Annotated in this window: 6 protein-coding genes and 1 pseudogene; all 7 read left to right on the plus strand. The window is 51.1% G+C overall.

Annotated features, from left to right (window positions below):
• The first annotated feature begins 20 nt into the window (after window positions 1–20).
• On the plus strand, window positions 21–3,851 hold the full coding sequence (locus TURPA_RS05305; protein WP_041948320.1) for a P-loop NTPase family protein: 3,831 nt from the start codon (window positions 21–23) through the stop codon (window positions 3,849–3,851).
• 7 nt (window positions 3,852–3,858) lie between these two features.
• Window positions 3,859–4,740, plus strand: a pseudogene (locus TURPA_RS23975) (metal-dependent hydrolase).
• A 70-nt stretch (window positions 4,741–4,810) separates the two neighbouring features.
• Window positions 4,811–7,825: an NHL repeat-containing protein gene (locus TURPA_RS05315; protein ID WP_157210404.1), complete on the plus strand. Its 3,015-nt coding sequence runs from the start codon at window positions 4,811–4,813 to the stop codon at window positions 7,823–7,825.
• Entirely contained in the window at window positions 7,822–10,341 is a 2,520-nt protein-coding gene (locus TURPA_RS05320; RefSeq protein WP_014802261.1) for a hypothetical protein, read from the plus strand. The genes TURPA_RS05315 and TURPA_RS05320 overlap by 4 nt, the downstream gene beginning before the upstream one ends.
• Complete coding sequence (locus TURPA_RS05325) at window positions 10,329–11,426, plus strand: hypothetical protein (protein ID WP_014802262.1); 1,098 nt, start codon at window positions 10,329–10,331, stop codon at window positions 11,424–11,426. The genes TURPA_RS05320 and TURPA_RS05325 overlap by 13 nt, the downstream gene beginning before the upstream one ends.
• A gap of 50 nt (window positions 11,427–11,476) precedes the next feature.
• Window positions 11,477–12,421: a hypothetical protein gene (locus TURPA_RS21475; protein WP_157210405.1), complete on the plus strand. Its 945-nt coding sequence runs from the start codon at window positions 11,477–11,479 to the stop codon at window positions 12,419–12,421.
• 89 nt (window positions 12,422–12,510) lie between these two features.
• The gene (locus TURPA_RS05340) at window positions 12,511–14,628 is read left to right on the plus strand and encodes a hypothetical protein (protein WP_157210406.1); all 2,118 of its coding nucleotides are present in this window, start codon (window positions 12,511–12,513) and stop codon (window positions 14,626–14,628) included.
• The last annotated feature ends 80 nt before the right edge of the window (window positions 14,629–14,708 follow it).

Genomic DNA, 14,708 nt, shown 5'->3' on the forward strand with positions numbered 1-14,708 from the left:
CGGTGAGCGTTATTACACGTATGCAAAAACGCCGGTTTCTGATCATTGTGGTGGCCTTAGGGCTCAACTATTGCGCTGGTGGAGTATTCAATTCCAACACAAGCTACTCGAAAAACAAACAAAATGATGAAAACCATGCGTTCAATGAGGCCACATTTCGCGGCGCCATCGGCGAAGAAAAATATAATGCGCTTTTTGGCGGTGCGGCAGACGCAGATCTCAAGCTACTGCTCTACGGTGTCGGGCAGTCGAACGCGATAGCGCTCGTCAATGCCGTCACCGATGTGAACCGCATTTCACAGATTCTGAATGCACCCGACGCAGTATCGTCGACGAAGCTGGTTCAGCTGATCAACTCGGTCGACGCACACATACGTGAAGGCAGAAAATATACTGCTTTGGCAGAACCTAACGACACGCTGCGCAAGATATACACGCTGGTCAATAACGTCGACAGCGCCTCTTCGATCAAGAGCGTCATTCTCGGCATAGCATCTCAACCCGCAGACCCTCAGGCGTTCAATGCAATCGAGCGCCTTGCGCTGCTCGTGGCATTGACCAATGAAACGAAAAATGTGATCCCTAAGCTGCTCAATGCCATAGTCACTCCCGAGCCAACGTACAACCTCGATACCCCGAACCTACTTAAGCTATTGAGGGTGCTCAACGAGACCCATGACATCGCGAGACTCGCTCACCTCATCAACGGCATCGACGATGGTGTGCCTGCCGCCACGGTCGGCGCCGGGGTCGTCAATGTCGCGAACCTAATTCGCACACTGAATCACTCTGGCATAGATCGCGTCATCGAGCTCTTGAACGATGCAGCGGTGAATATCGATCATATCTGCCAGATGATGAATACCTTGTCGTTGAACGGTATTGCCTTGTCGAACAGCGACAACTATGCGGGCACCCCGGACTGGGCAGTGCCTTCTCAGGTACACAATTGGGCTTCGTACACCTCTTACTCCTCAACGGGAAACTGGTATTTCACGTCTGGTACGGGTTTCTTGAATTTTCATATGGCACCAACACCGGCCGCGAAGTACGCAGTTCTGCATACCAAGCTGCGCCTTCTCGCAGCCGGCACATTAAGTTTCAATTTGAACATCGAATCGCTCGCTGGCGGCTCTCAGGTCTCCGCAGCCATCACCGGATGTACGAATGACAATCAGACACGCACCACTGCCGGCAACCATGCGATCTCGCTCAACCTTTCTGCAGGCATTTGCCACCTCAAAATTATCGCCAAAGGCTCAGGTGGATATATCGCGATCTCAAATATTGTCGCCCCCGGTTCGCAGGGCGCCGACCGCAGCCCAGCCGAAAAAATCGCCGTGTTGCTCAATCAGATAGATGTGCAGGGGACCGGCACGCTTGCGCAGATTCTCAGCTCTGCCGTTGGTGCAGGGCAGGCTCTGAGCTCCTCAGGGCTAACGAACCTTATTGCCTTGATCGAGCGAGCGCACTTTCCCGCTGACCTGAATGCAACCCCGAGGCTCGTGACGCTGATAAACGGCATCACGAATGTCGATGTTCTGCGCCGCATCGTCAACGGTATCTCGCCTACCGGCACCCGCCAGCTCACCGAAATAGCAAATTTCTTAGCCGACCTGAACAAGGGTGCGGGTTTTATCAACCGCCTTTACGCAGAAGATACCCCGAAAGTTTTTGCGGTGATCAATGCTCTGACGCCCGGCGCGACCTGGTCACTGATCGACACGCTCGACAATCTGGCGGCTGATCGAGTGCCCCATCTTGTTAGTTTCATCAGACTCGTTTCAGACGTGAGCCATTTCAGCACAATTCTCAACACGCTATCGCCTGTGCATTACACGGTTCGACCGGGAGTATCCACGTCATATTTGCCATCGGCCTCTGGAGGGCAGAAGCTCGCGGATTTTCTATCCCTCGTCATCACTGGCGGTTCGATGACCGTCGAAAACGAAATCGTTCGCCTCTCTAATGACATCGCTGCGGGAGGCGGCTCGCATAATCTGGCGCTACTCTTGAGCGCGTTAGATCCGAATGCTCCACAGGCATCAGGGGTTCAGCGCCTTTACGCTCTGGTAGATAGCCTGAAATCTCAAGCCTGGCCAAGATACAACCATGCTTTCGACTTAAGTGACGGCGGTGCAGACCACACGGCAGGCGGCGATACAGCAAGTTCGGGGGATCATTTTGGCCGCCTCACGACGCTTGCGAACAGTCTAACCGGCGATGGCCCCGCCATCATGGCGGCGATGGTGAACTACGTAGACCAGAGCCAGTTCCCGAAGCTGACACAGCTCGTAGCCACCGCGCGCAGAATTAAATACGTTTCCGATCTCGCGAGCAGACTCACAAATCTGGAACTCTTGATACAGGCAATTGCGCCCGCTGACATGACGCAGATGGTTCATATACTGAACGGAATAGGCGATTCAACGCAGAATGGCGACAAGCCAGCTAAAGCAATAGGTGATATGTTCATCTTTGTCGATGCCATGAACAGGCTAGCCTATCATCCGAATGGCTCGCCTCGCCCCATTGCAAAGCAACTTAACATTGTGCAGCTCATAAACCAGGTGAATAAATGCGGCCTGCATCCTGCGAGCGCCGAAGACCATATTTGGCCCAAACAATATATCAATGAACTCAGCGGTTCGTGTACCGGCACCGGGTATGACAACTGGCGCAAGAGAGCCACGAATGTGATGCTGCGACTCAACAACGCAAGCGGGTTGGCCGTACTGGTTGGAGATATCAACGATCTGAATAAAGTGATCTTGCTCATGAACGGTGGTCTCAATGAGTGGGCTCTCGGTCGCTTGGTTAATCTGATTCCCGGTGAAGTTATGCTCGTTCATCTCAATAACCTGAACTTGCCTGCAGGCCCCCCGGTCGGGATTACGGGAAGCGCCGCACCGAATGCCGTCGAGCGGTCGCTCATCTACATGATCAACACGATGCATCCCGACGACATTGCCCGGCTTGTGCATTACGGTACGGGAATCGGCCGAGGCACACGGTGGAAAAGACGTGTCGAATGGTTTGGCGAGGTTCCCTATGACAAGGGTTATGCCGAAGAAACGGATGCCTGCGGCGGAGAATGGCGTGTGGGCATATACTACGGCTATACCTGCTACCAGCATTACAAGACAGATCGACGCGCTACTAATTCAGGATGCAACTATTATCGCGGCGTTGGCCCTGCCCGAATGGCCGCATTTCTCAATATCGAACGAGGCTTTCATCTGAGCTTTCTTGTCAATAAATATGGCCCGCGGGTGATGACTGCAGCCGTTGGGTGTGGCACTGCACTCACGAGCCAAGTTATTGTCGCGAACGACCTCTCGCGCAGCGGCGCTATTCCACCATCGGAAAGCGTTACAATCCACCAGCTGGGATACACGCATAATTACGGGGCATCTTCCCTGAATGCGTGCACGACCGATTATGGCCGAGGCACAAATTACTCGCGGGGCATAGTTCACTATAATGCGGGTTGGGCGCATGGAGTTGTCGACTGGAATGCAAATCGCCGCGGTTACCTGCCCGAGGTGTACCTGTCGGGTGGGTTCTATCCTGTTTGGGCATTGAATCCGCATTCGAGTATATTGGACTTTGGATTAATATTCGCCCCCAATGATCCAGCGCCGGGAACCAATCTCGTGTTTGCCGGACGTGTATTGGACAATCTCATCTATGACAAGCTGGGTCTGAATTACGGATTGTTGCCTTCGTCAACACTACCGGATACAGCCGCAAGTACACCCGCCGACTGCGATGTCGCGCCGAATGTAAACCCGAATGATGCGGGTAGCAACAATGCAATCTCAGGCCCATGGGGCCAGGCCCCCAATTGAGGCAATAATGGAATCAGAAAACCTACACCTGCGAATAGTCAGCCAACTTCAGCCACCGCAAAGCAAGAATATTCAGATTAAACCTCACCGCATTGCGGTTGGGTTCGACGACACGCTACCAAAACATTGGTTCGGGAATAGCGCTTTTCTCACACATCTGCTAAACTCATGGACGATTATTTTTCCCGATATGGAACTCTATTTTATACGCTGGGCAAAAAAATCGTTAGATAGTGTTACAGACATGAAAGTCCGCAAAGACATTCTCGGCTTCATTGCTCAAGAGATGCAACACGCCAAGCAGCATGAAAAAGTCTGGCAAACCCTTGAAAACCAAGGCTATAACATAAAACCGGCCGTCTGGCTGTTGCGTAAAGTCGGTTTCGATACAATCGAAAAAAGTTTGCCTGACAATTTTAACTACGCGGCGATTGCCGGGTTAGAGCATTTCACCGCTCTTTTTGCCGAAATCGGCCTTGAGAACCCACAACTTCTCGAAACGATGCATCCGCACATGCGGCTACTTTTCGAGTGACATGCTGCTGAAGAGATTGAACACAAAGCCGTTGCGTTCGACCTGCTGGAGCAAGTTGATTCCCGGTATTCAACGAGGGTCATCGCAATGTGGGGAGCGTTTGCAACCCTGTACGCTCTCACTTTTGGCAATACGTTTTATATGATGTGGCAGGATAAATCGATTTTCAAGCTTTCGGAATGGAAAACCATTTATGAGGCTTTGATTAGCGAGCACCAGCTATTGCCCAAAACCATGGTAAAGTTCTTCGAATACTTCAGCCGCGATTTTCATCCTTGGCAAAAAGATAACTACCATCTCGCCGCAACCATATTCAACCGTCTTTCTGAAGCCATTGGAGGACAAAATGCATAATTATGTCCAGGCGGATACTTTCGGACATGCCATTTGGCACTCAAGTGCTTTCCGTTGCGTTATAAAGCCGATGCGAACAAGAAACTTGAGATTTTTCACGCAGGCAGTACTGCTTGGGCTTTTGCTGTGCGCTCTGAGCTGCGCCAACGCCGGTTCTACCCTGATCGAGCTGGCCCCCGATTTGCCGCCTTCTCAGGCACCGCTGTTGTCAAACGCCCCTGGCTCAGGGCCAAGTGGCGGGCCAGTCGAATACAGTTTTTGGATAAAAGACCGTCGGGCAAATGCTCCGGCGGGTTTAGCTGCGTATTCGCAGAAGTCAGCGAAAAAACTGGCTTCCACCGCACATTTTGTTCTCTACGGTGATCAATCCGCCCAGCAAATCTTGAACTCTTCCACGGCGAAATTGTATCTTGATTTTCTTGAACCGCAACTGTCAAACCTGAAGCAGATTTATGGAGATGGTGTCTTTCCTGACCTACAAAAGACAGGCCGCATCGTCATTCTTGCTCTTGATATTCAAGATGATTACGCAGGTGGGTCATCTGGCTTCATCTCGGGGTATTTTGCGCCACGCGATCTTTTTAACGACGCGTACACCAGCGCACTTTTCAGCGACACCTCGCTGATCAACTCAGTTTCGCTCGAAACCCTCGCAGAACATGCGGGCCGATCAAATATGCTGCCGATGGTTTATGCCGACGTGAAGCCTTTTCTCAACGGTGATGCATTCTCTGGCGACTTGCTGAAGTCGCAGAATCTGTTTCGCGAAATGCTGTTACATGAATGTTCGCATCTTTTCACATATTATTTTCGGCATGTCTATCGTAACCTGCCGCGCCTGCCCACATTTCTTGCTGAAGGTTTGGCCGAAAATGCGCCGATGCTCACGGCAGGCCTTTTTGCGTCGCAAAGACTCAGGCTCGCCGACTTCTCAGACCCGATCGTTCAATATGCCTTCAAAACGCCAGTTACATTGAGCCAATGGATTCAGGGAGAAAGCGAAAAGCCCGGTTACGTGCGTGCGAACCTCTTCATGAACTACCTGCGGCATCGGTCGCTGGCAAACGCCGGTCAGGTGACCAGGCAGATCGTGAGCAATAACGGCGACATGGTTTCGCTCAATACTTTGATCGGTTCGTCTGGAATCGCCGGCGGCATGAGCACGCTCTACCATGATTTCGTAGTCTCGTTGTACATAGCTTCAGGGGGATTTAATCTTCAAACGTATATTGAAGCCGGCACAACACGCGATGTCAATGCCGGCAGTCCACAAACCCTGAAACAATCGTTGAGCTTTGCCTCGGCGGGCATAAATAAATTTGGCGAAAGCGGTGTGGCATTTTTACCAGCGCTGAATCAGGCCCCACTGCCTGCAGCCTTTGCCGCGACCACATGCTTACCGCCATTGTCGTTTCAGATCTATCATTATTACACACTGGCGGGTGAAACCTTTAAACCGACAGAAATTGGGGCCGATGGAGGACTCAAATTCGTTGTCGCTTACCATGCGAACAGCTCTCTGAAGAATATCGAGCTGCACAAGTATAGCGCAACAGACAATATTTCGCTCACAGCAAATGTCATCAGTGGTGGTGTCTTGCGTAGTTTTTACCACATTATCGTTATCAATGACCAGCTCACGGGAAGCTGCAAATCGCCGGGCAATCTGCCGCGCAATCTCAACGAAGGCAATATTGCCGCCTGGGTGGGCGGAGGTAAATCGGGCTGGCAAGGCGGCCCTGGGGCAGCCAATGGCAATTTAGTTGATTACTTCATGCGCACCGCTGGCTTGGCGACGAATATTGCGCATGCAGGCCGGTCGAAGACATATTTCTATACGACCGACTATTTGAATCATAAAGTCGCACGCTACGAGATGGCCTCTGGTAGTTTTGCCGGTGTACTGGGTGACCCGCTTCCCCCGTCGGAAAACTCGAACTGCGCAAGAGATTCTGAGCCCCCCGATACCTTTAAACTGGAGAACAGAACCTACCAGAATTATTGCCGCCGCTCGTTCAACGCGCCCAGGGCAGTTGCGACCACGACGAATGGTGACATTATTGTCGCCGACACCGATAACCACCGTCTCGTACTCTACAGCGCAGACGGAGCCTTTGTCGCCTGGTTGGGCGATCAAGCGAGTGATCGGTGGCAGTGCGAGACAGGCAGGTCGCACCCATATTGCTCTGTGGGACAAAATGCTTCACCCGTTTCTGCGCATAATCTCGCAGCGGCGCCACTGAAGGTGAACATGTTCTACTATCCAGCTGGCCTCAGCATTGACGAATCGGAAACAACAAAATATATCTACGTGAGTAATTACGGAAATTCGCGGATTGTAAGGCGTAATCTTGAGACGGGCGAGTTCGCCGGCTTCATCGGCAACGGTTACGATGCATGGAACACCTCAATTACCTTAACCACTGGCGCTACAGGCTCTACCCGCAATTTTCTGCATTCACCGACCGGCATCACGCATGACGAGACGTATATCTACATCGCCGATACCAATAACCACCGCATTTCCCGGTATTTAAAGAATGGCGTGCAAGCAGACCATACGGGCAGCGTACATTCCGTTTTCATCGGCGGCAACACGGTCGGCTGGCATGATGGCCCAACAAACCAAACCAATGCTGAATCGGGATTTAAGTTTCCCTCGGCGGTGTACCTCGGCGAAATCGAAGGCCTGGACAATCAGGTGCATCGCTACCTATTCGTTGCCGATACGGCGAACCACCGTATCTCGCGCATTCTCTTGCGAACTCACGAAAAAGCTAACCCGACAAATATTAGCTGGGCTGCCGCAAGCCGGGGTTGGCTGGGCGCGGGCTTTCTGAATTGGCAAAGCACCGCAAATGCCTATGACTATTCAGGATTAACCACCTCGCAGCTTTTTCCTCCCGAATTCATCTATAGCCCGCAGGCGGTGCTGTTCATGCCCGCATCTGCTTCGGGGCTTACACGGGACTACCTGCTCGTTACGGCCACGTACAGCGCGCGGGTCTCTCGCTGGAACTTCAACTGTCTGTGGCAGCAAGACGAGCAGACAACTTTCAACAAAAACTGCGCAGGTGAACCATGAGAATATTCAATCAGCGTCGTTTCTTGCGCTCAGGCATTGTTTCCTGGCTAATGATAATCGGCCTGCTCGGATCATGTGCTCGGTCGCGCAAGGTTACTGAATTCAGAAAAAAACAGGCGGCAGATGCTGGTGTCGTTTACACACCGACACAGTGGGTTCAGGCAATTGGCGAGCAAAAAGCAAACTATCTGCTAACGCACAATGGTCGCGAACTGAACCAGCTCACCTCGGGCGCCGGGGTGTCGAACATCGTGGAGCTGCTCAAAGCGATCAGCGACGTCACGCGAATAGGGGCGCTCATAGGCAATGATTATGAAAACTCTGGTCTCGGGGTGGCGCGTCTGCTACGTCTCATGGTGCGCGTCGACGACTTTATGGCCGAAGTCCGATTTGACGGAGAAGAGCCACGAGATTATGACACGATAGCCGATCTCGCTGCTATTGTGAATGGCCTCAGCGACGTCGCCGCGGTGAATGATAAAATCGTCGCACTCTTTAACGCAATGGAAGTCACGCGCACCATGATCGATGGAAATAATGGCGAGAACGATGAACGAAAAATAGACAAAGTTGCGATACTCATTGCACATTTAGACCCGGTATCTACTCTTCATCTGCTCATCAATGAGATGAGCGCAGATGCCGTGAAAGGAAATCTGGCTCATATATTACTTGGGGTCAACTCGCCGAACCATCTCGTCGATGTGGTTGAGAATATCGCCTCTGCCGGTTCTGGTAATTACCGCAGACTTGTGTATATACTCAATAATATCAATACCTCCGCAGCTGATATATTGGCACGACTCATCAACGATGTATACTTGATGCGGTCGCCGAGCCATGCAAGCCGGGCAAAGCTCTATGCTCTGGTCAATCTAATTGAAAGCGGACTCGATTGGTCTGAGGCAAATATGGCAGTTAACCAGCCGGGTGGTATCCAGAACTTTAACATCGAGTTTTCGACCCCCCATGGCCCGGATTCAGGCATGGCTCGTCTGGTCGCACTGCTAAATGAAGCGGGCGGCGATTCCGCTGACACAGCAGTTGAGGCGAGCAAACTGGCTTGGCTCATCAATAATCTCCCGGAAGGGGACGGGACCATAAAGTTGGTACGCCTGCTGCAAGACATGGATCGAATAACCGATCTGACAAACGCCGAAGACAACGGATTGCTCGAATTGCTCACAAACCCCGCCACCGACAGCACAGGCATTAAGAACCTTACGAATCTCGTCGAAACTATACCGCTCGCGGATTTTCGCCGCTTGCGGATATTCGTCAATGGTGTTCAGGGCAACGGTCTGGGCGGTACCCTAAGCGATCAATCCGACTTCAGATCTCAGGTGGCTGAGGTACTCAAGCAGGTGCCGAACAGTCATATCAACCGGGTATTGACAATTCTGCAAACCCTCTCACCGGCGGACGGAATTCTAAACCTCATTCGCGTGCTGAAAGATTCATCTGTGCCCAAATTGGTGCCGCTGATTTGCGATGTACAAACAGAGAGACTAACCTACCTGATTGAGACAGTCCCCAACCCAATAAAACTCACGCAACTGATCAATAGATTCCATATTTTAAAAATGAATCTGGTGGTTTTGCTGATAAATGGCGTGACGGGATCTCACAATATCGACACAGCCGCGGGACAACGCTCGGGAGCAACGGGGCTCGGCAAGCTCGTCAACTTGATCGAATATGCGAGCTCGCGCGAAGACATCGCCGATGCCATCAATGAGTTGTCGTCTGCAGAGCATATAACCCGCCTGCTCGAAATCATTAACCCGCATGCGAACTCGACAAATCTGGTTTGTCTGTTCTCCGAACTGACCTCGGTATCTTATGCTTCAGGTGCAGATCTGGGGCTTGTCATAGCAGGCCTCGACGACGAGTCGTATGATCCCAGAAAACTTCGTTTGATATTGACGCATATCACGCAATGCGGCGGTGCTCAGGAAACGCTGACCGGTTTAACGAATATACCCTCCGATTTCACGCTGCTTGCCCAGCTGATGGGTACACAATCAACGCATACGCAGGGCGTCGGCCACGCGGCTGTCGCACAGCTCATCAAGAGTCTGCAAGAAGAACCCAACCTTGAGGCAACCGCAGAACGTCTCGCGCGAGTGCTTAAGGGAGTCAACGCAGAAGTAACCTATGTGCCGGCAATTGAGGGAAGAATTTCAAAACGAGAAGCATTCGTCAGACTGTTGAATACCACCGTTGGTTCTGGCATTGTTTATTCCGATGAATCAGTCGGCCCTATCGCATTTCCTGGTCTGGGCCCTATACATCTGGCCACGATGATCAATAAAGCGGCAGATCCGATTCCCCCTCAGGTATTGGATTCGTTGACTATATTGCTCAACGACAATGACTTAATGGAGAAATTGGCGTTCGTTGGCTGCATCGACAGGGTCGGGGATCCCGATCCCTTCGTGGCAGGCCATGTCCAGTCTCCTGATTTCTACACCCCCTGCGCCGCCATGGGCGCAGCCGAAAAATGGCTGCCATGATTACCATTCCGGTGCGAATTCAGATATCTGTATTTGCCATTTTCGCTGCAACAAGTCTGTTTGCACAAAACAAGCCACCGCACAAGCCGCCCGGCGAAAACCTGAGGCCCTTAGAGCAGACGAACGAAATCAAAGATTTCGTCGAACCGATGGCCTCTGAACGCAAACACCATCTTCTGAATGAAGGCGAATGGTACCTGCATCTTTCAGGCACCACAAGCTACTTTAATCTAGGCCAGGATTTTGGGCGGGCCATCGGGCAAATCGAAAGTCTATTCGCCGGGCAAAATATAAACCTGCCTTTGCTGACACTGAATACCTCGTTTAGCATGCAATCTTCTCAGCGCATTTCGCGCGCTCCAACATATTTCATACCGACAGGAAATATCGGTTTCGGCATCACCAGGGGAAATCATTCATTTGAGTCGGAGTTCTCGTTTGCAGGAGTTGTACCGCTTAACACGATAGCAGAAAGTTCAAATATGCGCCTCTCTGAGCATCGAACCTGTGCTGATGCAGAATTAGACGCCTGCCCGATGGCTAAACTCGGTTTTGTCGATCAGGCAACAGGCCAGGGGGCTTACGATCTTAAGATTAATGTAAATGAAAATATCTGGCTGATTTCTCCGGTTTTCTATTACAACTACAACATTACGAAATTTCGGTTTGGCAACCTGAAACTCGGCGGCGGCGGCGGGGTCGTCTTCATTTCAGCAAAACAACAATTGACATTTTCTGCGCGCAGAAATGACACCGTACTTTCAGGCAGCACCGCTCTGCAAGGATACCAAACACGCGTGATTGAAGGCATCGCCCAGTCAACGGCGATCTCAGATCCGGGGCCAATCATTCGGCTATTCGTTGCACTCGAGCCACCCCGGTTCAAAACCATTCAGAGCGTAGTGCGGCTCGGCATGAGCTATGGTTTTGTTAATCTGCATCGAGACGTCGAAGGCTCGGGAAATGTCATATTAGGCGATACGCTTTCAGCTACTTTTCCCACGACGAGCTTGGGTTTTCAGAGTAAAGATACGACGCGCTTCGAAATGTTCGGCGTATTTCTCCAGGCAGGCATCTTGTTATGAAATCCTGGATTAGCATGCCAATGTTGATTATCGGGAGCACATTCGCTTTTATGCAGCCAGCGTGGACGGATGCTATCGACGAAAAAGGGTCGCTGATTGCTTACAAAACTCCGTGGTTTCTCAACGTACGCGCTGGTTGGCACATAATGCGCGAATCGACAGCTATATCTCAAGCCCGCTCAGACCTCGTGGCTTCGCATATATTTTTTCAAGGAGAACAAACCTATTTTTCAAACGCGCAGACACCTGTCATCAGGCAGAACCAATCTGCACCCGTTCTGAATATAGAAGTTGCTACCACCATTCAATTTGACAGGATTCCAGGGTTTCGCAGCATAAAATCTCTCAGCAAGAGCAAAAACTTTCGCATCGGGGCTGGTATGTCTTACTATCCAAAGATGGGCCGAGATACACAAATTTTTGAAGGTCTAGTCACGTATTCGAATAGAGTCACGGCAGATCCTGCTCTGCAAACGATGAACTATCAGGCACAAATTTCTGCCGAAGAGAATTTTTTCAGCCTTGTGCCAGAAATGTCGCTGTATTACCAGTGGCCGAGAATCGGTAAAGACTCCGGACGAGCCGCGGTTTTCATGGATATATATACCGGAATCACCTCGGGTTTCGGCATACTGAGCGGCAAGAGAAAGATCACGATGACCAGCACTGATCTCATCGTGAATTCGCGAATCTATAACGCAAATGCCAACTATCAAGACACAATAATCGACGGTCTCGGCCTTAAGACGGCCCTTTCGCTCGGGACCTTCGTGCACATAAAGGACGGTCATTTCGTCGACATCCGATTCTCTTATGTTTGGCATGAAACAAATGCGGCGTTCACGCGCAGTGGCTACTGGAACGAAACCGAGAAAGACGCGGCCGGCAATCTTGGTTACACGATCGCCCGTCGCAACATCAACGAAGAAGTGCGTTACCGATTCGACCAGGGCGGTATTCTCATAACAGCAGGATATAGCGCGAGGCTTAAATGATGAACATAAAATCGAAAACCAGACTGCCGGGATTCTTATTCCTGTTGCCAGCGATCTTGCTAGCAGCATGCGTCGGCAAAGGCGACGATGTGCGGACACGCAAGCAATCTTCAGACCTTTTACCCACCTACCTTGTACACGCCGTCGGCACCGAGAAGATCAACCAACTTCTGCACAACCCGTTAGATACGACGGCACCGGGATTTTTTATTGAAGATATGCTCTATTTGCTCGACCGCAGCGAAACAAACAAGCTCATACGCTTTGTGCGAGACGTCGATTCGGCCCGAATCTTGAGACTGACGTATAATATCAAGCGCATGGGCTGCAACAAGGCGCACCCACCGCTTGATCTGCTGTTACCGCCGTCTTATTCACGGTGCACCCTCGACATATTTAATCATCTCGAAATACTCGTGAGCATGGTGAATGGAACGAATGACGTTGGTCAACTCATTGAGATCGTAAACCAGAACAGTCTCGGCCCGGCAGTAAGCACTCAAGATGCCTATCTCGAAAAACTCGCATACCTGATCGTATACATCGGCGGCGTTGAAAAGATCTTTCAGCTTCTCAACGGAATTCACGACACGCGCGACATCATATTCTTTATCGATCGCCTTGATCCAGACCTCAACACACCGGGTACTGTCCCTGTTTCGTTTCAACAAATAGACGATGGAATCAGGCTTGGTAATATGGACAGCGTTCTGCGCATTCTCGTCAAGCTAACCGATGGCAACAAGATATTCGAACTTATCAACGGTGTGCGACCGATCGACGAAAATGATGACGACAGGCAGCGAGCATACCTGATCAATCTGACCACAGTGATGCAAAACACTGAACCCGAAGTGAATCGCGATTGCCCAAACGACACTGCGATTACGACGCTCGCTGCCATGATCAACAATCTCTCCAATGCACTGTCCCTGGTGAATCTGATTGAAGAGTTAAACCCCGGAAATGTCGCAGCACTTGTCAATAGCGTCGCGAAAACTTCTCAGCACACAAATGCACTGCCAGATGATACCCTGAATCCACCAGCGAACGGGTCACAGGCTTGCCTCTTACGCGATGACCTTGAAGCTGGCGGCAAGAAGCTGGCCAAAATCATGAATCAGGTAACTCGCACGTATGACCTGGTTTACATCATCAATCAGCTTGGCGGCCAGCAAAGTTCAGGTGTACAGACTCTTGCTGATCTCATTGGCCGGCTCGACGTCGATAAGTCCGAGAATCTGGGTGCGTTGCTGAACAACGTTACACCTTTTACACCGGCGGTGGACCGGTATAAATATGTGCCCACTCTTCATTCACGTCATACGTCTACAGGGATCGGCAAAGTTGTCAATCTGCTCAAAGGCCTCGATTCCGGCGGATCGCTTGTTAAACTGCTGAATAATATTGATGAGAAAAACAAGTTGCCGAGACTTCTCAACGAGACGACAAACTCATCAAATTTGGTCGGCTTTCTGAACGCAATCTTGCGAACCCAGCCGGCGAGTTTTAACGATCTCGTTGATTTTCTCAATATTATCAACGAAGAAAAGGGAATTCCGCGACTCATTCAGTTGATTCAAGGATTAGCGCCCGCGATAGAAACGGAGACAGTCATTGAACCCAGCTCGGTACATTTGACCATCGCGGCGATCATGGCCCCTCAGACCGGGATAGTTGCCACGGACGCGATTGGCAATGCGGGCATAGGCACCGCAGCGATGGCAACATTGCTCAACGACCTCAGCGCCTGCGACGAGCCAGTGCCATGTTCAGAATCGCCGGCAGTTGGCCGCTTAATTGACATTCTTAACGGCAGCAGCGCCGATATGGCCTACAATAGCGCGACCGCTAATATTTCGCGCAGAGAAGCTCTCGTGCGGATTATTACCTTTGGTGTGCGCTATAATCCTGAGGGGTTTAATTATCAGTTTCCCGCCATCGGGCCCCGGCACCTCGCGACGATCATCAACAGATCTGAGAATGCGTCGCATCTAAACACGCTAATGAACTTAACAACCCCGTACAGGAACATCACAGACCTTGTGATAGGTATCGCATGCGGCGATGGCCTTATTGTCTATCCCCATACTGAAGACCCTGCAACCGGGGTAGAGTCACACTTCATTGCGCATTCACCGACTGCCGAGATAAACTTCAAGACGCACTGTGACGCCAACAATATCGCGTGGGGCGGAGGTTGGTAAATGAAGTCCGTTTGGATACCCCTGTACCGCCGTTGAGAGCCGATACCGGTCTATTTTCGTAAGATCTACCTCAGGCAGGG

Origin of the sequence: Turneriella parva DSM 21527, from assembly GCF_000266885.1 — a bacterium.
GTDB classification, from domain to species: domain Bacteria; phylum Spirochaetota; class Leptospiria; order Turneriellales; family Turneriellaceae; genus Turneriella; species Turneriella parva.